General features: G+C 41.1%; 25 protein-coding genes and 1 tRNA gene. 16 read left to right on the forward strand and 10 right to left on the reverse strand.

Annotated elements, in window-relative coordinates; translation table 11 throughout:
* Positions 1-9: 9 nt before the first annotated feature.
* Genes D3P12_RS02590 through D3P12_RS02615 form a run of 6 tightly spaced genes read left to right on the forward strand, consistent with a single transcriptional unit; the run spans position 10 to position 6,502 of the window.
* Positions 10-447, forward strand: coding sequence for an SPOR domain-containing protein (locus D3P12_RS02590; RefSeq protein ID WP_118193526.1), 438 nt, complete (start codon positions 10-12; stop codon positions 445-447).
* Between the two features lie 8 nt (positions 448-455).
* Positions 456-1,640 carry a M20 metallopeptidase family protein gene (locus tag D3P12_RS02595; RefSeq protein ID WP_118193527.1) on the forward strand — a complete coding sequence of 395 codons (1,185 nt, stop codon included), beginning with the start codon at positions 456-458 and terminating at the stop codon, positions 1,638-1,640.
* A gap of 47 nt (positions 1,641-1,687) precedes the next feature.
* The gene (locus D3P12_RS02600) at positions 1,688-3,070 is read left to right on the forward strand and encodes a mechanosensitive ion channel family protein (RefSeq protein ID WP_118193528.1); all 1,383 of its coding nucleotides are present in this window, start codon (positions 1,688-1,690) and stop codon (positions 3,068-3,070) included.
* A 28-nt stretch (positions 3,071-3,098) separates the two neighbouring features.
* The gene (gene dnaG, locus D3P12_RS02605) at positions 3,099-5,042 is read left to right on the forward strand and encodes a DNA primase (protein ID WP_118193529.1); all 1,944 of its coding nucleotides are present in this window, start codon (positions 3,099-3,101) and stop codon (positions 5,040-5,042) included.
* A 2-nt stretch (positions 5,043-5,044) separates the two neighbouring features.
* A complete protein-coding gene (locus D3P12_RS02610; RefSeq protein ID WP_118193530.1) occupies positions 5,045-5,407 on the forward strand; it encodes a YraN family protein in 363 nt (120 codons plus the stop codon).
* Positions 5,408-5,452: 45 nt separating this feature from the next.
* Entirely contained in the window at positions 5,453-6,502 is a 1,050-nt protein-coding gene (locus D3P12_RS02615) for a glutaminyl-peptide cyclotransferase (protein ID WP_118193531.1), read from the forward strand.
* 3 nt (positions 6,503-6,505) lie between these two features.
* Here D3P12_RS02615 and D3P12_RS02620 read toward each other — a convergent pair whose 3' ends face one another.
* Positions 6,506-7,249, reverse strand: coding sequence for a hypothetical protein (locus D3P12_RS02620; protein WP_118193532.1), 744 nt, complete (start codon positions 7,247-7,249; stop codon positions 6,506-6,508).
* A gap of 96 nt (positions 7,250-7,345) precedes the next feature.
* Between D3P12_RS02620 and D3P12_RS02625 the strand changes: the two genes are divergently transcribed.
* The 3 genes from D3P12_RS02625 to nadD are packed head-to-tail and all read left to right on the forward strand — an operon-like array spanning position 7,346 to position 9,367.
* On the forward strand, positions 7,346-8,209 hold the full coding sequence (locus D3P12_RS02625; RefSeq protein ID WP_165438748.1) for a YicC/YloC family endoribonuclease: 864 nt from the start codon (positions 7,346-7,348) through the stop codon (positions 8,207-8,209).
* Between the two features lies 1 nt (position 8,210).
* The gene (gmk, locus tag D3P12_RS02630) at positions 8,211-8,795 is read left to right on the forward strand and encodes a guanylate kinase (RefSeq protein WP_118193534.1); all 585 of its coding nucleotides are present in this window, start codon (positions 8,211-8,213) and stop codon (positions 8,793-8,795) included.
* Complete coding sequence (gene nadD / locus D3P12_RS02635; protein WP_118193535.1) at positions 8,792-9,367, forward strand: nicotinate (nicotinamide) nucleotide adenylyltransferase; 576 nt, start codon at positions 8,792-8,794, stop codon at positions 9,365-9,367. The genes gmk and nadD overlap by 4 nt, the downstream gene beginning before the upstream one ends.
* On the opposite strand, the gene D3P12_RS02640 is transcribed toward nadD, so the two are convergent.
* The 5 genes from D3P12_RS02640 to D3P12_RS02660 all read right to left on the reverse strand — a co-directional run bounded on the left by D3P12_RS02640 (position 9,364) and on the right by D3P12_RS02660 (position 13,032).
* Positions 9,364-10,824, reverse strand: a complete 1,461-nt coding sequence (locus tag D3P12_RS02640) for an FAD-dependent monooxygenase (RefSeq protein WP_118193536.1) — start codon at positions 10,822-10,824, stop codon at positions 9,364-9,366. The genes nadD and D3P12_RS02640 overlap by 4 nt on opposite strands.
* A complete protein-coding gene (locus D3P12_RS02645; RefSeq protein ID WP_118193537.1) occupies positions 10,821-11,531 on the reverse strand; it encodes an SAM-dependent methyltransferase in 711 nt (236 codons plus the stop codon). The genes D3P12_RS02640 and D3P12_RS02645 overlap by 4 nt, the downstream gene beginning before the upstream one ends.
* Positions 11,532-11,824: 293 nt before the next feature.
* Positions 11,825-12,085: a DUF6952 family protein gene (locus tag D3P12_RS02650; protein ID WP_118193538.1), complete on the reverse strand. Its 261-nt coding sequence runs from the start codon at positions 12,083-12,085 to the stop codon at positions 11,825-11,827.
* Positions 12,066-12,380, reverse strand: a complete 315-nt coding sequence (locus D3P12_RS02655; RefSeq protein ID WP_118193539.1) for a thioredoxin family protein — start codon at positions 12,378-12,380, stop codon at positions 12,066-12,068. Before D3P12_RS02655 ends, D3P12_RS02650 begins: the two co-directional genes overlap by 20 nt.
* Before the next feature lie 13 nt (positions 12,381-12,393).
* The gene (locus D3P12_RS02660) at positions 12,394-13,032 is read right to left on the reverse strand and encodes a peroxiredoxin (protein ID WP_118193540.1); all 639 of its coding nucleotides are present in this window, start codon (positions 13,030-13,032) and stop codon (positions 12,394-12,396) included.
* A 209-nt stretch (positions 13,033-13,241) separates the two neighbouring features.
* Between D3P12_RS02660 and D3P12_RS02665 the strand changes: the two genes are divergently transcribed.
* Positions 13,242-13,313 (forward strand) — tRNA-Arg (locus tag D3P12_RS02665).
* 96 nt (positions 13,314-13,409) lie between these two features.
* Here D3P12_RS02665 and D3P12_RS02670 read toward each other — a convergent pair.
* Together D3P12_RS02670 and D3P12_RS02675 are read right to left on the reverse strand one after the other, a co-directional pair.
* Positions 13,410-13,835 (reverse strand): SRPBCC family protein, encoded by a 426-nt coding sequence (locus D3P12_RS02670; protein WP_118193541.1) that lies wholly within the window; start codon positions 13,833-13,835, stop codon positions 13,410-13,412.
* A 12-nt stretch (positions 13,836-13,847) separates the two neighbouring features.
* The gene (locus tag D3P12_RS02675; protein WP_118193542.1) at positions 13,848-14,243 is read right to left on the reverse strand and encodes a VOC family protein; all 396 of its coding nucleotides are present in this window, start codon (positions 14,241-14,243) and stop codon (positions 13,848-13,850) included.
* A gap of 219 nt (positions 14,244-14,462) precedes the next feature.
* Here D3P12_RS02675 and D3P12_RS02680 point away from each other — a divergent pair, with 219 nt between their 5' ends.
* The 5 genes from D3P12_RS02680 to D3P12_RS02700 all read left to right on the forward strand — a co-directional run bounded on the left by D3P12_RS02680 (position 14,463) and on the right by D3P12_RS02700 (position 22,300).
* Positions 14,463-15,425 (forward strand): NAD(P)-dependent alcohol dehydrogenase, encoded by a 963-nt coding sequence (locus D3P12_RS02680; RefSeq protein WP_118193543.1) that lies wholly within the window; start codon positions 14,463-14,465, stop codon positions 15,423-15,425.
* Positions 15,426-15,606: 181 nt separating this feature from the next.
* The gene (locus D3P12_RS02685; protein ID WP_165438716.1) at positions 15,607-18,399 is read left to right on the forward strand and encodes a TonB-dependent receptor; all 2,793 of its coding nucleotides are present in this window, start codon (positions 15,607-15,609) and stop codon (positions 18,397-18,399) included.
* 30 nt (positions 18,400-18,429) lie between these two features.
* Positions 18,430-19,632 (forward strand): DUF4876 domain-containing protein, encoded by a 1,203-nt coding sequence (locus tag D3P12_RS02690; RefSeq protein ID WP_118193545.1) that lies wholly within the window; start codon positions 18,430-18,432, stop codon positions 19,630-19,632.
* A gap of 7 nt (positions 19,633-19,639) precedes the next feature.
* The gene (locus D3P12_RS02695; RefSeq protein WP_157970240.1) at positions 19,640-21,160 is read left to right on the forward strand and encodes a DUF6850 family outer membrane beta-barrel protein; all 1,521 of its coding nucleotides are present in this window, start codon (positions 19,640-19,642) and stop codon (positions 21,158-21,160) included.
* An 18-nt stretch (positions 21,161-21,178) separates the two neighbouring features.
* Positions 21,179-22,300 (forward strand): cytochrome-c peroxidase, encoded by a 1,122-nt coding sequence (locus D3P12_RS02700; RefSeq protein ID WP_118193547.1) that lies wholly within the window; start codon positions 21,179-21,181, stop codon positions 22,298-22,300.
* A gap of 230 nt (positions 22,301-22,530) precedes the next feature.
* Here the strand turns inward: D3P12_RS02700 and D3P12_RS02705 are convergent, their stop codons facing one another.
* Entirely contained in the window at positions 22,531-23,556 is a 1,026-nt protein-coding gene (locus tag D3P12_RS02705; RefSeq protein ID WP_118193548.1) for a nucleoid-associated protein, read from the reverse strand.
* The gene (locus tag D3P12_RS02710; RefSeq protein ID WP_118193549.1) at positions 23,556-24,959 is read right to left on the reverse strand and encodes a sugar MFS transporter; all 1,404 of its coding nucleotides are present in this window, start codon (positions 24,957-24,959) and stop codon (positions 23,556-23,558) included. The genes D3P12_RS02705 and D3P12_RS02710 overlap by 1 nt, the downstream gene beginning before the upstream one ends.
* A 188-nt stretch (positions 24,960-25,147) precedes the next feature.
* Between D3P12_RS02710 and D3P12_RS02715 the strand changes: the two genes are divergently transcribed.
* Positions 25,148-25,516 (forward strand): PadR family transcriptional regulator, encoded by a 369-nt coding sequence (locus D3P12_RS02715; RefSeq protein WP_118193550.1) that lies wholly within the window; start codon positions 25,148-25,150, stop codon positions 25,514-25,516.
* The last annotated feature ends 5 nt before the right edge of the window (positions 25,517-25,521 follow it).

The raw sequence follows: 25,521 nt of genomic DNA on the forward strand, positions 1-25,521 counted from the left end.
TATACGGCGATGAACTACAAATCAATTATTCTCGGTCTAAGTGTTGTATTTTTCTCCACCTGTGCTTTAGCGCAAACAACACAAGGCAACTTAGAAATTATCAAAGATCCGAGGATTGACTTGCTTCAGAAAAGTCGTGTTTATTTCGAAAATAACCCTGTAGAGGAAACTCCAGTGACCAAGGAAAACGGTACAAGAGGTACGGTACTTGGCTTCCGTGTTCAAATATATTCTGGGGCAAGCAGAAACGAGGCTTATGCTATTCAGGCACGGTTTCAGAAGCAATACGAAGATATTGCTACATATATAAGCTATACGCAACCAAACTACCGTGTTAAAGTTGGAGACTTCAGAAGTCGAAGTGAGGCGCAGGCTTTTATGCGGGAAGTAAAGAAAAACTATCCAATGGTATTCTTATTCACTGAACAGGTTTACGTATATTACTAAAACAAATTATGCTGCAAGAAGAGATAAAAGAACTAGCGAAACAAATTCATTCGGAAACGGTACAAAACAGAAGACATTTGCATGCGAATCCTGAGTTGTCATTCAAAGAGTTCAATACCTCCTCTTTTATAAAAGAAAAACTCGATGAGCTTGGTATTCCTTGGGAAAGCATGGCTAATACGGGCGTAATTGGATTGATTAAGGGCGATCTGCCTTCGGACAGAGTCGTCGCATTACGTGCGGATATGGATGCTCTACCGATACAGGAAGTCGATGGAAGAAGTTATGGCTCTACCAAGCCCGGTGTCATGCATGCCTGCGGACACGACGTTCATACCTCATCTTTACTTGGTACTGCTAAAATCTTGACGCGTTTAAAAGATAAATTCGGCGGTACTATTAAGCTGATATTCCAGCCTGGTGAAGAAAAATTACCGGGAGGGGCTAGCCTGCTTATTAAAGAAGGCGTTCTCGAAAAACCTGTTCCTGAAGCTGTGGTCGGTCAACACGTCATGCCTCTTATCGAGAAAGGTAAGGTAGGCTTCCGGTCTGGAAAGTACATGGCATCGTCAGATGAGCTTTATGTACGCGTTATCGGAAAAGGTGGGCACGGTGCACAGCCACAGGAGAACGTCGATCCGATAGTTATCACCGCACACATTATAACCGCTCTTCAGCAAATTGTTAGTCGAATCGGTGACCCCAAAATACCTTCCGTACTATCTTTTGGAAAAATTATAGCGGAAGGTGCGACCAATGTAATCCCCAATGAAGTGTATCTGGAGGGAACTTTCAGAACGTTTGACGAAAAGTGGCGAAAAGAAGCACACCAACATATGAAGAAAATGGCAGAGGGGATGGCGGAGAGCATGGGCGCACGTTGTGAATTTGAAATCAGAAATGGCTATCCGTTTTTAGTGAACGAGCCGAAATTAACAGCTTCTGTACGTTCTTTTGCCGAAGATTTTCTCGGTAAGGAGAATGTAGTCGACCTTGATCTTTGGCTTGCTGCTGAGGATTTTGCATACTATTCACAACAGGCGGATGCTTGCTTCTATCGCTTGGGAACACGAAACGAAGAAAGAGATATAACTTCGGCTGTTCACACACCAACCTTCGATATCGACGAAGAAGCACTCCAGTTAAGTACTGGTTTAATGGCCTATATTGGCGTTAAGCAACTAGGCAATTAATAGATCTTATTCTTTTTATTTTTTAATCCGCACAAACTTTTTTTAGTATGGACGTATTATCCGACGATCTAGGTAATAACCTGGAAAAATCATCTAATTTTATAAGCAGATACTCCTATGACATGCTCGTCAAATGGGGCGTTTCACAGGATTGGGCAGCTCTGGTTAACTGCCTCGTTTTGCTGACTATTTTATTAATACTTGTCTTTGTCGTACATAGTATTGTTAGAAGTATATTCCGTGTAGTTCTTGACCGAGTATCCAGTAAAAATAAAACCTCTTTCCTAAACTATTTGCGTGCGCACCGCTTCGCTCATTATTTGGCGCTTATTGCACCCGTTAGCTTAGTCCACGCCAGTTTACCCATTGTTTTTGAGAGTTACCCGGTTTGGATACGCCCGTTGTCCTTGTTAACCGACCTATATTCCGTTTTCATGACCGTATCCATCGTGACCTCCATAGCAAGAGCTCTTATCGATGTGCTCAAAGAGAAAAATGAAGTGTTTAGATTCCGACCGATGGAGAGTTTTTTACAAATTCTAACCTTTGTATTATTTTTCTTTGGTGCAATTTTCATGTACGTACGGATCACGCAAAATTCACCGCTAGAATTCTTTGCCATCCTGGGTGCTACATCAGCCGTATTATTATTGATTTTCCAAGATACTATTAAAGGGTTCGCTGCCAGTATACAAGTTACAACGAATGATATGGTACGCATTGGCGATTGGATTGCCATGCCGAAATACGGAACGGATGGCGATGTATTGGAAATCAATCTCACCACCGTAAAGATTCAGAACTGGGACAAAACGATTACGACGGTTCCAACCTATGCGCTGATATCCGATGCCTTTCATAATTATCGCGGAATGCAAATGACTGGCGGTCGGCGAATTAAAAGGTCGGTCACAGTCAAACAATCATCGATACGCTTTCTGGAAGAGGACGAGCTTGATCATTTTAAAAAAATACATGGTATCGCAGATTATATAGACGAGCGTCAGGAGGAAATCAGAAAACATAATGAAAAACTAGGTCTGGATAGAACCCTGCGTGTTAACGGAAGAAACCTGACAAACGCAGGCCTCTTTAGAAAATATATAGAATGGTATCTGCATACGCATCCGGATGTTAATAAAAGGATGACGATTATGGTAAGACAGTTGGACCCGACCCATAAAGGCTTGCCATTTGAGGTCTATACGTTTACAGATACGGTCAAATGGGCCGAATATGAGCGCATTCTTTCAGACATATTTGACCACTTACTTGCTTCCGTCGAATATTTCGATTTAACCATATTTGAGGATGTTGCGGGTAGTGACGCGTTGGCCTTAAAGCCGATGAATACCGAGCAGAAACCTAACGCCGAAGCTGCTTCCGAAACGTTGCCTGAGACAAAAGACACACCCAATAAAGAAAATTAACTAACTTTACGTTGGAGGACTTTTTTGAGTGATAAAGCAACGTACCATCGATAAAGTATTTGATACCATCCGTATAGAAGAGGTAGTCGGTGACTTTGTGGACTTAAAAAAGCGAGGAACGAGCCTGATCGGTTTATGCCCTTTCCATAACGAAAAAACCCCCTCTTTCAATGTTTCCATAGGCAAGGGTATTTATAAGTGTTTCGGTTGCGGCGAAGGTGGCCACGCGGTCGACTTTGTGATGAAACATGAAAAGTATTCCTATCCGGAGGCTATCCGCTATCTGGCAAAAAAATATAATATTGAGGTAGAGGAAGAAGAGCAAAGTGAAGAACAACAGTTGGTGCATGACCGACGGGAAAGCCTTTATATTGTAACCAATTGGGCAGCAGAACTTTTTCAGAAAACATTATGGGATACGGATGAGGGAAAAGCGATCGGGCTAAGCTATTTTCGGGAACGCGGCTACCGGGATGATATTATTAAGAAATTTGAATTAGGATATTCTCCGGAAAGTTGGGATTACCTGTACCAACATGCGAAAGCAGAGGGCTTCGATGATGAGTATCTGTCGAACACTGGACTGATTATCCAGAAAGAAGGTGGCAAAACTTACGATCGCTTTCGTGGCAGAGTCATGTTCCCAATTCATAACATGACCGGAAGAACCTTGGGCTTTGGTGGAAGAACACTGAAAACCGACAAGAAAGTTCCGAAATATGTCAACTCTCCCGAAAGCGACATTTACCATAAGTCAGCTGTCCTATATGGTTTATACTTTGCTAAAAAAGCGATAAGCACGGCGGACACATGCTATTTAGTAGAAGGGTACGCGGATGTCCTATCGATGCATCAGGCGGGAATAGAGAATGTGGTTGCCTCTTCCGGAACCTCGCTTACAACGGAACAGATCAAATTAATTGGGAGATTTACGAGCAACGTCACCATGCTCTATGATGGTGATGCAGCCGGCATAAAAGCATCGCTGCGAGGAACGGACATGTTGCTAAAGGAAGGCCTGAATGTTAAGATCCTTCTTTTTCCTGAAGGGAATGACCCTGACTCATATATACAAAAGCACGGACCTAAAAGCTTTGAAGAATATGTCAGTCAAAATCAACACGACTTTATTTCCTTTAAGACCCAGGTTTTATTGGATGAAGCGGGAGATGACCCGATTAAGCGCGCCGGCGTTATCCGAGAGATCGTCGAGAGTATCGCACTTATTCCAGATCCAATAAAAGCTTCTTTATTCATCCGTAATTGCAGCGTTAAACTGGATATCGAAGAGCGTATTCTCATTACGGAGTTAAACAAAATAAAACTGCAACAGTCTAGGAAGCGGCCGTCTACCAAGTCAGAAATACCCGAAGAGCCGACTGAGTCACAGTCCGCTTTAATCAATGGAGAAGCGACGCCTGATTCACCTCCCTCAATAAATGCGAACGATCTGCAAGAAAAAGAGATTATACGGCTCCTTTTGCAATATGGAGAACAGCCAGCAACCTGGTTAGAAAATGACAATTATCCCATTGCTGTATTAATTCTTTCATCTCTGCAAGACATCGAGTTTAGCCACCCTGAATCAAAAAAAATTTTAGACATCTATATTGATTTCGTTAATAAACAAGATCTACCAGAAAATCGGTACTTTATAACCCATCCGGATAAAAAAATATCGAGCCTTGCAGTTTCTTTATTGTCGACCCCTTATACATTAAGCCCTAATTGGAATGATGATAAACGACAGATTTATGTAAAGCAAGAAACCGATAACCTGAAAGATGCCGTGGTGAGAGCGATCTTTAGGATGAAGAGGCGAAAGATCGATGAACGGATACAGCAGGTGCGTGAGGAGATGAAACAAGAATCCGACCCAGATAACATGTCAATATTACTGCATAAGTATCAGAAACTTAAAGAGGTAGAAAAAGAAACACTTGATTTTTTAGGAACGGTTATTAGTAGGTAAACATGTCGACACATTTAGAAACAGGCCGAATTGGAGAAGCCGAAGCATGCCGATTTGTAAAGGAAATTGGCTACAAAATTTTGGAGGTTAACTGGCGGTATAAGCATCTTGAAGTCGACATCATCGCCATGGACAACGACATATTGGTGTTTATGGAAGTAAAAACGAGGAAAAGTACCCGATACGGACTACCTTTCGAAGCTGTAAATTACCACAAACAACAAAAGCTTAACCGTGCAGCTAATCTATATATTTCCTATAAAAAGCATCAGGGAGATATACGTTTTGATATTATTTCTATTATCTCAGATCAAAAAAACGGATTGACAGTAGAGCATATTCGTGATGCTTTTTGGCCGGAGTAAGTAATTTAATCATAAATCATTATTTTAGCGATATATTGAATTCTCATGAGAAATCTATTCCTTTTTATATTTTTTCTATCCTTTGTGATCTCTACAGGCTGCAATAGCCAGAAGAAAACATCTGGAATCACATTTATCAGTCCTGAACCGGGTAATATCTATTTGGGTGATACGATCAAACTCCAGCTGAATGTTCCCGAATCAGAACAAACGGATTCGATTGTCTATTATGTGAATGACAGTGTAATCGAAAAAAGTAACGGTAATGACCCAATCTATTTTGATAGTAGTAAACTACGCTACGGCTCACAACAACTGATCGCTAAACATTATCAAAATGGGGAACTTACGGAACGAAAAGTTTCGGTAACCGTACTACCACAACAAGCTCCGGAGCAATTCAGCTTTTCAGTGGTTAATAGTTTCCCGCACGATAATGGAGCATACACACAAGGTTTAGAATATAAGGACGGTTTTCTTTATGAAAGTACCGGCGAGTATGGACATTCAAGCCTCCGTAAAGTAAATCTCAAAACAGGAGAAGTCGTTCAGAAAGTAGACCTCCCACAGTCACAATTCGGGGAAGGGTTGACCATCGTCGACAATAAAATCCTACAGCTCACTTGGCGAGAAGGCATTGGTTTGGTATATGACTTGACTTCTTTTGAAAAATTAAAAGAGTTTAACTATCAGGCGAGCCGAGAAGGCTGGGGTATATGTTATGATGGAGAGAAACTTATCAAATCTGACGGATCTAATCGACTTTACTTTTTAGATAAGGATAGCTATGCTGAAACAGGTGAATATATTGATGTGTACAACCAAAGCGGTGCGGTCGATAATCTCAATGAGCTGGAGTTCATTAACGGAAAAATTTACGCTAATATTTATCTAACTGACAAAATCGCCATTATCGACCCGGCTACCGGAGTCGTTGAAGGTGAACTCAATTTGATAGGTCTGCTACCGCAGAAAGACCATAAGCCAGATACCGATGTTCTAAATGGCATTGCTTATGACAAAAATCAAGACCGGATATTCGTTACGGGTAAGAAATGGAATACGCTATTTGAAATCAAATTATTGCCGCATTAGTCATTATTCACTTAAGTCAGGTGCTTTAAAATCCGGCAACTTAGGCGCAGCAGGGCGTCCATTTTTTTCGAATTGTTCAAAAGCTTTCATTACATAGTTTGTGACGTCATATTCGCTCCAATTTCGCGCCCGCTCGTAAGAAGGACGATAAATGATCACGAAATTATCTAGGTCTTCACCGTCCAAATTCGTTAACGAAGCTATCAGCGAACGGTTGAACTTTCGATCGACAACCAACTGATCCTGTTCATAGCTCATGTAATCTTGAAATCTACGCGATCTCCTTCCTGCCTTACCGAATCTCTCGCTCAAAGCAGAGATGGGGTTGAATATATACGCTAGCGTCGGAGGCTTTCCGTCATAATAACTACCCTGCTTTCGATATTGTTCCAGCACATCTTCCATTCGCTGTTCCTTAGTTTCCCCGAAAACATTGACGGTTTTCAACTGCGTTGATATAGGCCGAAGTCGTACAATAAGATCTTCTTCAGAGGAAAGTATGGCATTCTGCTCGTTATAACCCTCTTTGAATATCCGCAATGTATCACCCAGTTCACCTACAATATTAAACAGACCGAGTGAATTCGTCATAAAGCGATCATGTGTTCTTATGTTCCTGATCTCGACATCGCCTATCCGAGTATCGTTCGAGGCATTAAGAACAACACCTCGAACCGTCTGTTGGGTAAAACCAACTAACGGAAGCAACAGGAAAAAAGGACATAGAAATCTGTATAATCTGTTCATTGAGCATTCAATTCTCCAAACTTAAAGAAAAGGGTACAAAGAGTATGCTAAAAAATGTTAAAAGAATTTACGCTATCTTTGCGAATGATCAAATCAATGACTGGCTACGGTATTGCTCATTCAGACACTCAATACGGGCATTATACGGTTGAAATAAAATCACTAAATTCTAAATTTTTAGAGTTAAATCTAAAAGTTCCTAAATCATTTTCGGACAGAGAACTATTTCTGAGAAATGAGTGTTCCCGACTTTTGGAGCGAGGAAAGATCAACCTGACCATTACCGCTGAACATAATGACCCGGCTCTAAATGCGGCTAGCATCAACAAGCCTTTGGCAATATTCTATTACAATGAATTAAAAGAAGTTGCAGATGAAGTGGGCGCGAGTCACGACAACCTATTATCTACAGTTCTCGATCTTCCCGAGGTAATCGGTCACAAAGAAGAAAAAGCAGATGAAACTGCCTGGAACAATATCTATAGTGTTTTTTTAGAAGCCACGAACGAGTTTGACAAGTTTCGTAAAGACGAAGGGGAAGTATTGAAGGCTGACCTAACAATGCGAACAGCAAAGATCCTCGAGTATTTAGCCGAAATCGAAATCAAAGAAACGAGTCGCGTACCTCTAATCCGCGAAAGGATCATCAATTACCTTGACGATACCGTTGGGAAAGAAAATGTGGACAAAAATCGCTTTGAACAAGAGCTCATTTATTATATTGACAAACTCGACATTACGGAGGAAAAAGTACGTCTGAAAAGCCACTGCAATTATTTTAGTAAAGCGCTTGACAGCGAAGACGCGAATGGTAAAAAATTAAACTTCATCTCTCAAGAGATGGGTCGGGAAATCAATACCCTGGGGTCCAAAGCAAACCACGCTGAAATTCAACAGATCGTTGTTAGGATGAAAGAAGAATTAGAAAAAATCAAAGAACAACTTTTGAACGTTTTATAAAATGAATGAAAAGTTAATTATTTTTTCTGCTCCCTCGGGTGCTGGGAAAACGACCATTGTCAGACACCTCCTCTCTAAATATGCTGATCAGCTCGCTTTCTCCATATCTGCTTGCACGCGCCAGCCACGAGAAAATGAGGTAGATGGGAAAGATTATTATTTTATCTCACAGGAAGATTTTCTTCACAAGATTGCCCAAAAAGAGTTCGTTGAATTCGAAGAAGTCTATGCCGGCACCTACTATGGCACGCTCCGATCAGAAATCGAAAGAATATGGGCAGGTCAAAAAGCTGTTATGTTTGATATCGATGTAATTGGAGGATTGCATCTTAAAAACAAATTCAAGGAGAAAGCTTTAGCAATATTTGTGCAACCCCCATCATTGGAAGTTCTTTCTAAGCGGCTTTTTGGGAGAGGGACCGACACAATTGATAAGTTAAACGAGCGAATCGAGAAAGCAAAAAAGGAACTTGAATATGCTGATCAATTTGATGTAATACTGGAGAATGACAACCTAGAAAAAGCATGCGAAAGAGCTGAACAGCTGATAGAGAATTTCCTGTTTGACAGAAATAACGAATCATGAATAAAATAGGCTTATTTTTTGGCTCCTTCAACCCTATTCATACAGGACATCTGATTATAGCCAATTATATGGCTAATTACACTGATTTGAACGAGGTTTGGTTGATGGTCTCACCACATAACCCACTAAAGAAAAAGAGTAACCTGGCTAATATGTACGATCGTTTAGAGATGGTGAATTTAGCGATACAGGACACCGAAAATATTCGAAGCAGCGACTTTGAGTTCCGGTTAAATCAACCTTCCTATACCATCGACACACTGATTCATCTGAAGGAACGCTATCCGAAAAAGGAATTCATCCTTATTATGGGTTCTGACAACCTGGTAAGTTTAAAAAAGTGGAAAAACTATGAAGTTATTCTTCGTGACTACAAGGTATTTGTATATCCCCGGCCGGGATTTGAGGATGGAGAAATGGCTCAACACCCCTCTATTACAATAACTGATACCCCTTTGATGGAGCTCTCTTCAACCTTCATTAGAAAATCAGTAGCCAATCGAAAAAGCATTAAGTTTTTCGTGCCGGATGCAGTGGCTCAGTTCATCGACAGCAAAGGGCTCTACGGTTAATATCTCCATTTCAATATCCCTTCCATATAGGTATCAACCAATGTTGCGTTTAGAACGTCATTGATAAATGCAATATATCCGTCTGGACGAATAAGCACCATCCTATGCTGCTCAGGATTTATCTCGAACGCTTCGAAAACATGTTTATTCTTATCTGAGAAAGGAAGGTAATAAATATGCATATAGGTAGCATATTTTTGTTTCACCCATTGCCCAATTTTAAATCGCAGATGACTCGACAAGCTACCAATCAATAATAAAACAAAGCCAGGTTTTTCGATCCATTCATGTAAACTAGTTTCGTTACCTTTCCTTTCATCATAAATTGTCAGGTTTGGCAATCGATCGCCTGAAACGATATTCTCGGATAGAGAGTGATGCAAAGACAAGCTACTCGCTCGATAATGATCTTTCGAGTTGAGCAACTGATCCAAACTTTTCAATAAAAACTTCTGACGGACTTTAGAAAGAATTTTACCTTTGTAGAGTAATATCTTCATTAGCCAATAGTTTCTCTTGAAAGACCTCATTGCTACAGGTCTGCGTTCAAGTTCATATGATGTAAGAATTGACTTGTCGATCTTTCCCAAAAGCGCGAGAGCCAGCTTCCAACTTAAATTGCACACGTCCTGAAAGTGTATATTCACTGATGATCGAAACAGACTGAAACTATCGAAATTGGTTTCCCCTAAAAAAATACATCGTTCGCGCATATATGCACCCGCTATCGAAGCCGACGCTTTGACCTCGATAGCGGTTTCACCCTTGCTTGTACTCAATAGTTTATATCGATTTATACGTTCGCTGGGCTCCGCAAACATAAAACCCCTCTTCATAAGAACAAGATGCTGATCTTTGTCGACTTGCTCATCGGGTTCAATTTCGGACACGAATATCGGCCTTTTAAAAATCCATCTTTTATAATCCGCTTCCAGACTTCCATATATGGAAGCGTCAGACCTGTCCGAGCTAACTACCCATTCGGCTCTTACCCCGTGCGGCTGGCCCGCCTGCTGTATCATGACGTTAACGCCATTATTATCTTGCTGTATCGCGGTAACCTTTGAGTCCCAATATACCGGACATACTTGTGACCCTAGGTAGGATAATAAAACCTTATCGATTTTCTCTTGTTCAAGATTCACAAACGAGTTTTGAGCCGACAGATGTAAGTTGTTGCTGAAATCAAAATACCTCAAGACCTGTCCATCAGATTGTACTGTCAGGCCTTCGCACTCACTTCCAGACTCTAATGGAACTTGTCCGAATCCTAGCCGGCTTAGAATATCAAGCGATATCCGGTCTAACGTAATAACTGACGAGTTACTCGATAAGCCTTTGCGCGCGTCAATAATCGTTGGTCGAATACCATACTTTACTAACTGACTAGCTAAAAGCAAGGTAGCGGAATTCACCCCAACGATGATTAAATCGACATTCTTATTGGTAAACTTCATCTGTACAATAAAAAGATCGCCGGCCTTTTATGAAAATCTATTTTCCTTTTTTTCCAGTCTTTGACAGGCTCACTGATGATAATCTCATCTGATGTAGTCAAATCACATGCGACACATAGCCTTGTGTGATCATTACAGTGCTTTTGGATATCTTCTAAAAGCGCATTATTTCGAAATGGGGTTTCGATAAAGATTTGTGTTTCTTGTCGTTTTATCGCGTTCTTCTCAGCATAAATCAGCTGCCTCCGCCGTTGCTCCTTATCAATTGGGAGATACCCGTGAAACGTGAAACGCTGGCCATTAAAACCCGAAGCCATCAAGGCTAAAATAATAGAATTCGGTCCTACAAGCGGAACAACACGTATACCTAGTTTGTGAGCATGGGCGATAATTTCCGATCCCGGATCGGCTATACCCGGACAACCAGCTTCGCTCATTAGGCCAACATCCTTGCCAGACAATAAGCCTTGAAAGTAATCCTTAATTGAGGTATTCCCCCTTTTATGCTTCCCGTAGTCGTGTATAACAAGCTGATTCTGAGGCAACTTAAGACCTGCCTGTTTCAAAAACTTCCTGGCCGTTTTCTCGTTCTCAACGATATATTCACTTATCTCGTTTATTGTGTCGGAAAGATAAGGTGTAAAAGAAGCTTTCGCATTATCAGGCCCCAAAGGTACAGGAATTAGATATAGACAACCACGGTTCATAATACAAATATGGTTATTAACCTGAACAATCCGATGGTTGTCCGACTTCTTTAATTCCAGTAGTTCTAAAAAAAGAAAGAGGAAACCCCCTAAAGCTTCCTCTTTCTAAAAATCAACAATTAAAAATTTTTTGGTTCCCTTAAAGCTATAATTCTCACTAATAACACTTTAAGCTTATCCTATAACGTTTATAAAATTAAGTAAAAAATCTTCTACGAAGGCAACAACTTTTCAACAAAAAAGGGGTTATCCACACTTTTGTGTGGATAACCCCTTACGTTAAGGCAATCATCTTACTTGTCGATAGAGCCCAAAACGCGCTTCATAAAGCTATTAAGCGCATCTTTCTTATCTAACCCCTCTTCCTTAATTAATTTATTCACTTCAACAGCGCCATACATATTGGAGATCAACTCTCCGATAACATCAATTTCGTCATCCTTCAATCCCGGCGCCTCCGTCAATGATTCCAGAGTTTCGATGGTCTCTATTACAAAGTCCTCATCATTCTCCTCAATAAATTGAGTTAAATGTTTAATTACTGGTAACTTCATTCACTAATTGCGTTAATGGATCCAACTTATTTGTTTGAATCTGATTCACCAACTTACCACCTTTAAAGGCCGCAAAAGTTGGCAAATTACTTACATCAGCCAGCTTTCTAGATTCAGGAAATTTTTCTGCATCTGCGATGACAAATTTCATTCCTTCATTCTCACCAGCCAATTTTTTAAATTTTGGTTTCATAATTCTGCAGTTCCCGCACCAAGAAGCTGAATACTGTACCAATACAACATCCTCTCCTCCGACGATCTCCGCCAAATTATCATTATCTAATTCTACTACCATAATCTTATTTTTATTAATGTGCCGCTAGATAACTTGCAACGCCATCTCTATTAGCGTTCATAGCTTCTTTTCCTTCTTCCCAGTTTGCGGGACAAACCTCACCAAACTTCTGTACGTGAGCATAAGCATCAATCAGACGGATATATTCTTTAACATTACGGCCTAGTGGCATATCGTTCACGCTTTCGTGGAATACTTTTCCATCTTCATCGATCAGATAAGTCGCTCTAAAAGTAACGTTCGATCCTTCGATAATCAATGAATCCAACTGTTCGTCATATTCAGCTTTCTGTACGTCCAGAATACCTAATATATTCGCTAAGTTACGAGTGGTATCTGCTAAAATCGGGTACGTTACACCTTCGATTCCTCCGTTGTCTTTTTCTGTATTCAACCAAGCGAAGTGAACTTCATTCGTATCACATGATGCCCCGATAACAATGGTATTCCTTTTTTCAAATTCAGGCAATGCTTCCTGGAAAGCATGCAATTCAGTTGGACAAACGAAAGTAAAATCTTTAGGGTACCAAAACAATAATACTTTCTTTCCCTTCGAAGTCGCTTCTTGAAAAATGTTGATCTTTAAGTCATCGCCCATGTGATCCATGGCATCTACTGTAATGTTGGGGAATTTTTTTCCTACTAAACTCATAATAATTATAATTTAATTTGTTCCTTTTTCGTGCTGCAAAGATAAGAAATAGAAAGGGATAAGAACATCTTTTATAACGATAACCTATAGCTAAAATTTATAATGACATAAGCTTGATATTACTATACGCAATAACACACAAAAATACATTTATATCCTATTTTTCTCAGAAAATCCTATTTGAAATGCTATTTTTGTGGGATCAACCAGGCCCTGTAGTTCAACGGATAGAATAGAAGTTTCCTAAACTTTAGATATGGGTTCGATTCCCGTCGGGGCTACTTTTATAATAGGACGCACAACCATTAAACGCCTTATCAGTATCGTTAAGGCGTTTTTTTGTTCCAGATAGCTCCTGGAAAAAGAAAAAGTTGCAGTTACGCTTCTGCCAATTCCTTTACTATTTGCAATGCCTTTGCTGTTCCGGCGTCTAAATCGGCAAAGTATTTCTCCGGCATGTCCGAGGTTACGGATAGTGTGGTAACACCATCTTGCTCTTCAAGCTCATATTTTTCCACTAAGTTGCCGAGCTTCTGTCCTTCTTTTCCGGCTTCGAGTTCATGCAGGTGATGGAAGGTTATCTTCCGGTTTTCGGTCAGGGAATGCACCTCGCTTTCCATACCGTTGTTATTTGGGTCGAGGAATTGTACCCGCCCTCCCTGTTGGAGATCACCGGTGTAATGTGATCCGTCCGTATAAGCTGCTGCCCATTTTTTATAGGATTCTTTCTCCCATAATACTTGCCAGACCTTTTCCGCACTTGCATTGATCTTGACCTCCTGATTGATCGTTTTTGTCTTCATTTCTTATGTGTTTTACATGTTCAATACGACCCACCTGTGTCCGTCGGGATCCGCAAAGCGCATGACCCACCAGCCTTCTTTCATCTGTTCGGGACGGCTGATGATGTCGGCACCAATGCTGTCGAGTGCTTTCTCCCATTCCAACACTTCCTCCTTACTTTCTGCGGAGATACTGAAATTCACTTCGTTTCCCTGATCAGCTACTTTGGTTTTTACGGCATTTTCAAAGCGGGACGTTTGGAACAGGTTCAGAATAAAACCGGAATCCCCGATGTTGAGCGAGAGGAAACTGTCGCCGTCGTGTACGCTTTCGTTGACTGTGAATCCAAGCTTTGTATAGAATTCTTTGGACTTATGAATATCTTTGATCGGATAATCTGCCCAGATCTTCGATGGTTGCGGAGCCATAATGTTTGCTATTTACTTATCAAATCGATGCATTTAATCCTCGCAATAATCTTGCCATAGGTCAGAAAACGTTGAAAGTCAGAAGCAAGCCTTTCCTATAGTAACAAAGCTCTCTTTATTTTCAAGAGAGCTTTTCTTTTTAATTTCTTAACAAATCAGATTAGCTCAGCGATATAAACATTTGTTATATTCGATGATGAATACAATAATGAGGCTAATTTGAAAACAGCGATTTATAAACGATACGGTGGTCCCGAGGTAGTATCTTTACAAGAAACACTGAAACCTCAACCAAAAGACAATGAAATACTGATTAAGGTATATGCCTCTTCCGTAAATCGCACCGACTGTGGTTTCCGCGGTGCGGATTATTTCATATCACGACTTTTTAGTGGACTACTTGCACCAAAGCTCAAGGTATTAGGCTGCGAGTTTGCCGGAAAAATAGAGGCAATCGGCAAAGCCGTAACGGAGTTCAATGTTGGAGACCGTGTTTTCGGTTATGATGATAGTAACTTCGGCGGCCATGCCGAATATAAAGTTATTGACGCAGGTGCAGCTGTAACAACACTCCCCCTGCCTCTCAGCTATGCTGAAGGAGCAGCCCTTACTGAAGGCAGTCATTATGCACTCGGCAATATCCGGGCCGCAGGAGTAAAGCCGGGTGACTTCGTTCTTGTGTATGGCGCTACTGGGGCGATCGGCTCAGCCGCAGTACAATTACTAAAACACATAGGCACCTATGTAGTAGCTGTTTCCAACACAAAAAACACAAGACTAATTGAGTCCTTAGGGGCCGACGAGGTCATCGACTATATGAAGCAAGACTTCACAAAGACGACTCTTCGTTTCGATTTTATCTTCGATGCCGTAGGCAAAAGTTCTTTCGGTCAATGCAAACCTCTAATGAAAGATAAAGGCGTGTATATATCTACCGAATTAGGCCAAGGATGGGAGAATATACTATTAGCGATGTTAGCACCTTTTAAACGAGGGAAAAGAGTACTATTCCCAATACCGACAACAAAAAAAGAAGATATTATCTACCTGCGTCAATTAGCAGAAAACAATATCTTCAAACCTGTTATCGATCGAGAATACCCCTTAGATGAAATCGTCGAAGCTCACCGTTATGTTGAAACTGGACAGAAAACAGGTAATGTTATTATAAAAATAGCTTAGTCATCGATTCTCAAAAACTTTACAATTTTAAGCCTAGATTCTGGAATATTTTGGGAACACGACCTTCAAATTGGAACACAACCCTCAAAACTTAAAAGCGCTTCGAAACTCAAATTTTAATTAAAATACTGTACATTTGCGCCTGCGTATAATCAGTCTAAATAAGAACACCTGCTGCACAGTGAAAAGAAGGTACGGAAAATCAATTATTTGGCTATGGTCAGCTATTATCGGCACTTGCTTCTCGTTGAATATCGTGTTTGCACAAAATCCCTCATTCAATGTTCAGGGAAAGCTATTAAATAGTCGTACCAATGAGTCAATCTCATTCTTAGTGATTACAGCAAACAGCCAATCAGCAGAGTACCGGGCGATAAGCGATGACAAGGGTGGGTTTTTACTGGAAAACTTACCGGCCGGCTCCTATATGCTAAGTATCTCTTCTATACACTTCCAACCCAAAGATATTCAACTTGTTCTCAATAAAGACACAACAATAAATATCACGCTCGAACCCGCACAGCGTGTTCTTGACGACGTTTACATCACAGCCTCCGAATCTAAAGGCTTGACGAGTTCTTCAACGATCGACCGGAAAGCAATGGAGCACCTTCAGCCATCCAGCTTCACCGATATATTGGAACTACTGCCCGGTGGGAGGGCGATTGACCCTAAACTGACGGCCATGAATCAAATCCGGCTCAGGGAAGTTGAAGAGGCTAGCGCCGGATATGATATTAGTTCGCTCGGAACAGCGTTCTATATAGACGGCAGCCCCATTAATACAACTGCCAATATGCAAACAACCAGTGGATTTACTACCACAGACCCCCACGGATCGCGTAATTCAACAAACAAGGGTGTCGATATGCGATCCATTCCTACCGACCAAATCGAGTCGGTCGAAATTGTCAGAGGGATTCCCAGCGTAGAATATGGAGATTTGACCAGCGGACTTGTTAAAATTACCCGTAAGAAAGGGAACACCCCTTATTCTGTTCGAATAAAGGCCGACGGTTTCAGTAAATTAATGGCAGCGGGAAAAGGTTTCTATTTCCCAGAAAAAAACCTATCGCTAAACGCAGATATCGACTTTTTAGATTCCCAATCGGATCCTCGTGACAATTACGAAAATTTTAAACGCTTAAGCGGATCTATCCGCACAGAAAAGTTGTGGGAAACCAACCAAGGTGAATTTGCCTGGAACGCTTCCATCGATTACGGGACTACAATCGACAATCAACGTACTGATCCGGATAATAGTTATGCACTTACCGATAGCTACAAATCGACCTATAATCGTGTTGCCCTGAGCAATCATTTTACCTATAAATTTGCCAATAAGTCAGTTTTAAAGTCATTAAACCTGTCTACCAACTTCAGTTATCAGAACGACTTGGTTGACCTCGTAAGATGGACGCAGGCCAGAACCGCCACAGTGTTGATCAATTCACTTGAAGAAGGCGCGCATGATGCAAGGTATGTAACACCAAGTTACGCTGCTGAACTTCGTGTAGATGGCAAACCCCTCAATGCCTTTGTTAAGGCAAGAGCTAACTTCGAATTCCGAACAAAACAAATAAATCATCAGTTTAAAGTCGGCGCAGAAACCAATTACAGCAAGAACTACGGTGAGGGGCAAGTATATGATCTGGATTTTCCATTAAGACAAGATCAAACTGCCCGTCCAAGAGCTTTTAATTCTATTCCCGCCATGCATAACCTCTCCTTCTTTGCCGAAGATGTCATGCATATGTATGTCGGTGACCATACCGTCAACCTATCAGCTGGGTTAAGAGGCATGGGCTTGCTGAGCATGGATAAACAATATTCTATTGCCAATAAAATACACTTGGATCCCCGGCTGAATATCAAGTGGACGCTGCCACAAATGGAAATAAACCAACAGAGACTATCCATTGGCTTTGGAGGCGGATATGGAATTCACACCAAGCTGCCAACATTGAATCATTTATATCCAGATCCAATCTACGAAGATATTATCCAGCTGAACTTCTATCACAACAATCCTGAATTCAGAAAGGCGAATGTGATGACCTACATTACTGATCCGACCAACTACGATCTAGCTGCTGCTGTGAATAAGAAATGGGAGATCAATAGTGATATTACCTTTGCGGGCAACCGACTGGCGATTACTTATTTCAACGAAAAAATGAATTCTGGCTTTCGGAACACCTCCAGGTATCGAGCATTAGACTACAGAAGATATGACAATACATCGATTGATGCCGGCAACCTTACGGAAGCACCAGAAACAAGTGATTTCGAATATGAAGAAGCACGGGAGTTCATGGTTTATTCAATCAACACCAACGGTGGTTCTCTGGATAAGGAGGGAATCGAATATCAGTTCACAACAAAGCGTTTTACCAGTATCAATACGCGTTTCACGCTTAACGGAGCATGGTTCAAATCAACCTACGCCAGTTCCCAACCTTCATACCAGGCTATCACACAAAATGTGATAAGCGACGGGAAAGTCAGACAATATGTAGGTGTCTATGAAGAAGATGCTGGAAATGTGAGACAACAATTTAACACGAATTTGATCGTAGATAGCTATCTGCCAAAATTGGGTCTCACGCTCTCTAGTTCTGTTCAGAGCTTTTGGTTCACAGTTAGACAACAAAACTTTAACTCAGGCAGACCAACAGCCTACATGGATATCCAAGAGGAATGGCACCCTTATACGGATGCAGAACTTTCGCATCCCGACTTGCAGTGGCTAAATATTCCGCGTCATGAAAGTACCTTTAGAAAATACAGGGTACCCATCGATCTTCAGGTAAATTTAAAAGCTACGAAAGAATTTAAGAACAAAGTACGGATTTCCATGTTTGTAAACCGTCTGTTTAAATACGCACCGAACTATGAGTCGTATGGCATTACCCAGTATAGACAAGATCTTACGGCTCCTTATTTTGGGATGGAACTTAATTTCACATTGTAAAACATTAAAAATTAATAAATAACAAATAATATGAACAAGTTAAAAACGATCGGATTCAGTTTTGTCCTAACATTTGCAGTTTTATTGCAAGCCTGTACAAAGGACGATGATCTATCCACGAAAAAAACAGATCTTAAGGTTACGATAGAAAATCCAACAGGTTTACAAAACGTAGAGCTTAAAAGTGGCACTATTTCTTTCACTGAAATCAATAGCGGAGACGTAACCTCTTCGGATGAATTTACCGATAATGAACTAATCGTCACCTTAACAGAGGGCTCTTATGATATCTCTTTTGAAGGAGAGATTGAATATCAGCTTGATGGAAAAACTCAAACATCTACTGTTCGCGGATATCAAACAGGATTGGTACTCAATGGTCCAACGGCGGTAACGACAATTGACCTGTTTCTTCATAGTGAAACGGCCGGATTTGTTATTAAGGAGATATTTTTCACTGGAACAGGCAGCTTTGAAGGAAAACCCTATCATGGAGATAAATATTTCATTATCCAAAACAACTCTGATGAGGTGCTTTATGCTGATGGATTGGTGATCGCAGAATCAGCTTTCACCACGACTAGTAAAACCCAATACACTCCCGACATAATGAACGAAGCATTCACCGCAGGAGATAGAAGCATTGTCATGATTCCGGGCAACGGCGAAGACTATCCCATAGAACCGGGAGCATCTTTTACTATCGCTAATAATGCGATTAATCACCTCGAACTAAACCCGAACTCACTTGACCTAACTGGTGCTGAGTTTGAACTTGAGCTTATCGCCAACCTTAATGTAGACAATCCCGAAGTGCCTAATTTAACCAATATTATTTTACCATTGTTGATGCATGACCGTGGATTTAAAAGCTATGTTTTAGCTAAATTCGAGGTTAGCCCAGAAGAATTTAAAGTTCAAAATAAATATACTTATGAATACGTTGCCTCGGGTATCGAACGAAGCCGAGATGCATATAAAATACCAAATGAATGGATTATTGACGCCGTTAATTTAAGCGTAGAAGCAGAATTTCAATGGATTGTAACTTCGCCGTCCCTCGACATGGGCTGGACATACGTTGGAAAAGTAGACAGTGATGAGAGCCGCTACGGAAAAAGTGTTACACGTAAAGTATTGTCAACTACCCCTGACGGACGCGAAATATTACAAGATACCAATAATTCAACCGTAGACTTTGAGCCTGAAACTATACCATCCTTAATGAATTAATACCTTCGTGCGGTTTTTAAAAAACATAGCGACATTAACATTCGTACTTAGCCTGAGCATAGGAATGCTCTATGCTCAGGACAGTACAGTATCTTCCGTTATCAGGGAGAACAGCTCTCCGCTTACCGCGTTTATCGAAGAGTATTACTCAAGTCCATCGCTCAAGTCTCACGAGCGAAGAAACAGCTTTTCCCAAATTGACGCTAGCTATTTCGATAGCGACCAAGACCTATTCATTAGCCAAGAAGGTAGCGGCCGACAAGGTTTCCGCGTAGATGCACGGTCTTATCTCAAAAACAGCCAGGCCAGTACACTATGGGGAAATGCCTTTTATGTAAACGAGAAAATAAAAAGCGTCAGTTACAACGAAAGTAGTGACTATGATTTAATTTACCCCTATGTCATGGCTGATACCATTGGCGGCGACCTTTCCTCGGAAACATATTTCTTTTCAGGGGGGCTGAGCAAACAGCTAGGGTCTTTTGAGTATGGTTTGGAAGCTAGCTTTAGGGGGGCACAAGCCTACCGAGATCGTGATCCGAGACCGAAAAACATCATTTCAGATATCAATGCTTCGCTTTCCATAGCAACAAATGCGTGGAGGAATTACAGAACTTCAGCCGACTTGAATTTAAGAAAATACGATCAGGAGAATACATTAGACTTTGTCAGCGAACTGGGAGCACCCTTGATTTTTCATGATGCGGGTTTGGGCGTCTACAACAATATCTTAGCAGGCAGTCGTAATCTAGCTTATTATAGAGGTTACACCTTCGGTGGACAGGTAAACCTTATCCCCATCAATAGGAATGGTTTTGTTGCGCAAATTGGATACCATCAGTTTAACTTTAATAAGGACCTGTCCAGCGTTGCAGATGCGGTAGGTCAAGTCAACGACCATCAGATCAATGCTCTCCTAGGTTATTTGCAGACGACAGAAGACCGCAGCCTATCTCTTAAACTCATGGGTATTCACAAGAACCGAGACGGTACGGAGGCGAAATTCGACAATAGAAACAGCAACAATTTTTTGCAAAAAGTCTCCGAAGACATCCGCTATCGGAACATCCAAAACCAACTAAGACTGGAAGGGATGTACGGACGCAAATCAGATGCATTTGATTTTTATATACATGGCAAGGTCGCTTATCTTGAAGATGATCAGGATTACATCAGTCCGGACAGGACTTTGAACTACAGCAATCTTCTTCTGGGTTTGAACTTCACAGGCATCAAACCAATTAACAAAAGTCTGTTAACCGCACAGATCGGCGCACAGAAACTTCAGAACCTCGATGCAGGCTATTTCTGGAATGATGCTAACCCGGAATCAGGAATCTACGAGATGCTGACAAGTAATTATCAGTACTTAACATCCTCAAGCTTTCAGATATCCGGCAAACTGCGTGTAGATTACCCTTTCCCGAACAACCTTAATTTCTTTGTTCAGGCCGCGGGCAACTATACAAACTTTACGGACGATTACCACGGCAAGCAGTTCGTTGTTTCAACAGGATTTGTCTTTTAAATTTTTTATTTTTACACGATGAACAGGTATCTTCTTCTGTTACTTTCTATAGGGATCTTTATCATTACGACGGCTTTTCTTTCGGAACGTCAGGAAGAAAACTTGCGAGCACTCTATAGTAAACCGATAAATGAATGGCCGAAACCCTTTATCGACCCTGGCGTCGATTGGAAAGAATTTGAAGCCCTGGAGAAACAAGATACCAGTTATTTTAGAATCATCGCACAACCAAAAGTTCACTTAGGAAAAATCCTTTTTTTCGACCCGATGCTTTCCGGTTCAAATCAGATCTCCTGTAGCAGCTGCCATGACCCCCAATCTTCCTGGGCCGATAAACGTTCAGTTGCCCTGGGAAATGATCATTTGGAAGGTAACAGGAACACCCTATCGCTATTGAATGTTGCCAGTCGTAAAACATTCTTCTGGGATGGCAGAGCAGGAAGTTTAGAGGATCAGGCGAAAGAACCAATCGTCGCTCATCACGAAATGGCGATGAAACCAGAAGAACTGGGTGATAAATTAGGGGCAATCGAAGGGTACCGCGATATGTTCAAGGATGCTTATGGCGACGAACAGGTTACCTACGATAGGGTCCTGGAATCATTAGCTGCTTTTCAAAAGACCATCGTAAGCCGTCAAAGTCGTTTCGACCGCTTCCTAAACGGAGACTATGATGCAATGACCGATCAAGAGATTAAAGGAATGCATTTATTCCGTAATAAAGCACGATGTATGAATTGTCATAATGGTAAATTCTTAACGGATGAAAACTTTCATAATATCGGACTGACTTACTATAAGCGTAAATATGAAGATCTGGGACGTTACAACATCACCAAAAACCCCGAAGATGTAGGCAAGTTCAGAACACCTTCGCTAAGAGATGTTATGCACAACTCGCCGTGGATGCACAACGGACTGTTCAATAATATTACCGGCATTATCAACATGTATAACAGCGGAATGCACATGATCGACCCAGATTCTGCAGAAAAAGCGGCTGATCCGCTTTACCCGGTTACCGATGAATTGATGCAACCGTTGGATTTAACCAAAGAGGAAATACAGGCACTTGTAGCCTTTATGGACGCGATCACCGCTACGCAATATCATATGCGCCGACCAGAGCTCCCGAGGTAAATATACAAGGTTAATTCGTAGCCAAATATAGAAGGATCACCAGATCCCTGATAGAAACTTGTTGAAAACTTGTTAAGGGTATTTGCCAATTTATTACCTAATAAATCCCTATTGGACTCGTTTATTTCGACGAAAATAGGGATCCGTGAGGGTAGCAATAGACAATCAATCCTCCATGATGTAAGACAAGGTATTAACAAGTCATTTTGTATTAACTCAAACCGGATAAACTAGCTTTCTTCCTCGTAGTAGATTTTGTAGTACTTTCTTCCGTTGTCATCAACACCACGCTCAATGAGATCGCGATTCCCATGTATATAGACGTGGAAATTCTTATCAAGCTTCAGTACACTTTTGAAGACCCGCTGTTGTTTTTTTACTGCTTGGGCAGATATCTGAAAATTGTCTTCCAGTTCAAGTTCGTGTTCGTCTTTGTAGCGCTGGTCATAACGGCGGAAGGAATCAATCACGCTGGAATCATTGAAAACTTGTTCTTCGAACTCGTCCTTAACAAAAGTTTCGTTCTTTTTGAAGTAGTCGACCGAACGGTTCAACAGGTCGATCTGATCGGCTTTTGATATTTCAAAGTCATTTGCTAGCTGATCGGTAATATAACTCTTGGTAATGGTCAGAAAATCGGTCGTATTGTTAACGAAATCGTTCTTGGGTTTGTGCTTGATGAAATCGTTCTGCCAATAGTCGGTCGACTTGCTATTGTTGTCCAGTATCAGCAGGGTATAGGGCTCCTCGGTTAGCAAGATTAGACACGCTTTATCTGGTTTGCGGGAACTAAGTCCTTTGCGTCGGTCGATAACCGAACGTTTGTCGATAACGCTCGTTTCCAGAAAGTTTTCTTTTTCTTCAAACTTATAAATACCAATACCCTGTACGTAATCGCCGTTTAGTTCCAGCCCATCAAACTCAGCGACGAACAGGTCGCCATCATTAATATTGGCATGCTTTGAAGTCGCAATCAAATGTTGGGCAATCGATTTGGAGGATTCGATGAAATCTTCTTTTTCAAAGATGCCTTTGACAAGCCCGAAAAGCACATTGTATTCAATATTGACTTCATGAGCAAACTCATAGGTACTTGCGTGATTAACAAAAGGATTCAGGAGCAGTTTTTTTAGGATCGCCTCACTGTCTTCATCCCCTTGTGTCCACAACTGATTACTGAGCACTGAATGGCCCTCATCAGACCCTATTTTATGTACGATGAATTTATTTAGGGCCGTATCATCCGTCTTGATCATTACAGCTCCGCCTTAGATGTACTTTTTAGTTTTCTTAGGCAGTAAACTCCATAAAATGCGATGTAGGCATAACAAAACATCGGCAAGATAAAGGAGAAACGGACACCATAAGCATCAGCAATACCTCCTTGAATTAAAGGTAAAAGTGCTCCTCCTAAAATACCCATCACCAAAAGTGACGAACCTTGACTGGTATGTTTCCCTAAGCCGGTAATGGCCAAGGTGAAAATATTAGACCACATGATGGAATTGAACAACCCGATGGCCAGCAGACACCACATAGCCACTACACCACTACTTACCAAGGTCAGAAGAAGAAGCGCGATATTAACGATGCTGAAGATGGCTAAGGTACGAGATGAAATCGCTTTTCCCAGCGCGAAGCCTACCAGGTTCAACGCAACGAAAATTAAAAAGACACTGAAATTAGCGAATGGGATGTCCACAATGCTGAAGATCAAAAGAACAACGGCTGCTGCGGTCAAAACCATGTAGGTAGCCCGCTTGGTAGAGCTCAGCTTATTATTCAAGGAAATAGCACCCAAAAAACGTCCAATCATAGCACCACCCCAGTAGAGAGCAAGGTAGTTTTTGGCAACACTTTCGTTAAAACCCATCACCTCGTCAAGACTTAGGAAACTGATAATTAAACTTCCGATCGCTACTTCAGCTCCTACATAGAAGAATATACCGAAAATACCCATCTTAAGCTGAGGAAAGGCCAATGCGCCCAATCCTCTCATCGATGGATCATCATTTTTGAATTCAGGAAGCTTAACGAAGTAGATAAACAGGGCGAGGAGGATAAAAATTCCGGCAAAGATCAAATACGGAATTTTAGTAGCTTCAGCAGTCATTTCGCCACCTTTACCGAAAAATTCAAAGATCAAGAACCCGCCTAATATTGGTGCGATGGTCGTTCCTAAAGAGTTGAACGCCTGAGCTAGGTTTAAACGGCTCGAAGAACTTTCTTCAGGGCCCAAGATAGCTACGTAAGGATTTGCCGATATCTGTAAAAGTGTAAACCCAAGACCCAATGTAAAGAGTGCCAGAAGGAACATGTTATAAATCAGCAGTTCTTCTGCCGGATAAAATAAAAAGCAGCCCAACGCCGATAATAGGAGACCTATAAGCAATCCGCCTTTGTACCCGATCTTGTTAATCGGATCGCCGTAGAAATAAGAAAGTAGGAAGTAGATCAATGAACCGATAAAGTATGCACCAAAAAAGGCAAACTGAACCAGCATGGACTGAAGGTACGTTAATTGAAACAACTCTTTCAAATGAGGTATCAGGATGTCATTCATACAGGTGATGAAACCCCACATAAAAAATAATGAAATGAGCGTTGAAAGAGCGAAAGAATAATTGGGTCTTTGAGCTTCGTTATAGTTGTTTTCCATTTTGTTGAATTAGGTAACACCAAATATTGAAATAATTTCTGTATTAAGCACGGTTATTCTGAGAATAAGAGAATCTCAAAAATATATTTAAAATTATTAATCTGACAATCAATACGTTATAACATTTATCAGGCATTGCATGTAACTATGCATTGCATACTACCGTCTTAAACATATATCTTTGTAATATGATTGCTGAAAATACACAAACACAAATGAGAAAGGGGATTCTGGAATATTGCATCCTCTCCATAATTTCGCAGGGCGAAATTTATGCCTCAGATATTCTGGGCGAGCTGAAAAAAGCTCGTCTGTTGGTGGTGGAAGGGACCTTATACCCCTTGCTCACCCGCTTGAAGAACAATGGTCTGCTAAGTTACAACTGGCGTGAGTCTACTTCTGGTCCGCCCAGAAAGTATTATGAAATTACGACGACAGGCTTAGATGTTCTCAATAAATTGGACAAAACCTGGGACGAGCTGGTATTTGCAGTTGATTCTGCTATGGAGCACCGTCGAAATAATTCACAATCAGAAAAACCTATAACAGATCAATAATAAGA

It is taken from the genome of Pedobacter indicus, assembly GCF_003449035.1.
GTDB classification, from domain to species: Bacteria; Bacteroidota; Bacteroidia; order Sphingobacteriales; family Sphingobacteriaceae; genus Albibacterium; species Albibacterium indicum.

What these genes read in the sequence shown, in the direction of transcription:
- D3P12_RS02590 (WP_118193526.1), top strand. Translation starts at nt 10, where the DNA reads ATGAACTACAAATCAATTATTCTCGGTCTAAGTGTTGTATTTTTCTCC.
- D3P12_RS02595 (WP_118193527.1), top strand. Translation starts at nt 456, where the DNA reads ATGCTGCAAGAAGAGATAAAAGAACTAGCGAAACAAATTCATTCGGAA.
- D3P12_RS02600 (WP_118193528.1), top strand. Translation starts at nt 1,688, where the DNA reads ATGGACGTATTATCCGACGATCTAGGTAATAACCTGGAAAAATCATCT.
- D3P12_RS02610 (WP_118193530.1), top strand. Translation starts at nt 5,045, where the DNA reads ATGTCGACACATTTAGAAACAGGCCGAATTGGAGAAGCCGAAGCATGC.
- D3P12_RS02615 (WP_118193531.1), top strand. Translation starts at nt 5,453, where the DNA reads ATGAGAAATCTATTCCTTTTTATATTTTTTCTATCCTTTGTGATCTCT.
- D3P12_RS02620 (WP_118193532.1), bottom strand. Translation starts at nt 7,249, where the DNA reads ATGAACAGATTATACAGATTTCTATGTCCTTTTTTCCTGTTGCTTCCG.
- D3P12_RS02625 (WP_165438748.1), top strand. Translation starts at nt 7,346, where the DNA reads ATGACTGGCTACGGTATTGCTCATTCAGACACTCAATACGGGCATTAT.
- gmk (WP_118193534.1), top strand. Translation starts at nt 8,211, where the DNA reads ATGAATGAAAAGTTAATTATTTTTTCTGCTCCCTCGGGTGCTGGGAAA.
- nadD (WP_118193535.1), top strand. Translation starts at nt 8,792, where the DNA reads ATGAATAAAATAGGCTTATTTTTTGGCTCCTTCAACCCTATTCATACA.
- D3P12_RS02640 (WP_118193536.1), bottom strand. Translation starts at nt 10,824, where the DNA reads ATGAAGTTTACCAATAAGAATGTCGATTTAATCATCGTTGGGGTGAAT.
- D3P12_RS02645 (WP_118193537.1), bottom strand. Translation starts at nt 11,531, where the DNA reads ATGAACCGTGGTTGTCTATATCTAATTCCTGTACCTTTGGGGCCTGAT.
- D3P12_RS02650 (WP_118193538.1), bottom strand. Translation starts at nt 12,085, where the DNA reads ATGAAGTTACCAGTAATTAAACATTTAACTCAATTTATTGAGGAGAAT.
- D3P12_RS02655 (WP_118193539.1), bottom strand. Translation starts at nt 12,380, where the DNA reads ATGGTAGTAGAATTAGATAATGATAATTTGGCGGAGATCGTCGGAGGA.
- D3P12_RS02660 (WP_118193540.1), bottom strand. Translation starts at nt 13,032, where the DNA reads ATGAGTTTAGTAGGAAAAAAATTCCCCAACATTACAGTAGATGCCATG.
- D3P12_RS02670 (WP_118193541.1), bottom strand. Translation starts at nt 13,835, where the DNA reads ATGAAGACAAAAACGATCAATCAGGAGGTCAAGATCAATGCAAGTGCG.
- D3P12_RS02675 (WP_118193542.1), bottom strand. Translation starts at nt 14,243, where the DNA reads ATGGCTCCGCAACCATCGAAGATCTGGGCAGATTATCCGATCAAAGAT.
- D3P12_RS02690 (WP_118193545.1), top strand. Translation starts at nt 18,430, where the DNA reads ATGAACAAGTTAAAAACGATCGGATTCAGTTTTGTCCTAACATTTGCA.
- D3P12_RS02700 (WP_118193547.1), top strand. Translation starts at nt 21,179, where the DNA reads ATGAACAGGTATCTTCTTCTGTTACTTTCTATAGGGATCTTTATCATT.
- D3P12_RS02705 (WP_118193548.1), bottom strand. Translation starts at nt 23,556, where the DNA reads ATGATCAAGACGGATGATACGGCCCTAAATAAATTCATCGTACATAAA.
- D3P12_RS02710 (WP_118193549.1), bottom strand. Translation starts at nt 24,959, where the DNA reads ATGGAAAACAACTATAACGAAGCTCAAAGACCCAATTATTCTTTCGCT.
- D3P12_RS02715 (WP_118193550.1), top strand. Translation starts at nt 25,148, where the DNA reads ATGATTGCTGAAAATACACAAACACAAATGAGAAAGGGGATTCTGGAA.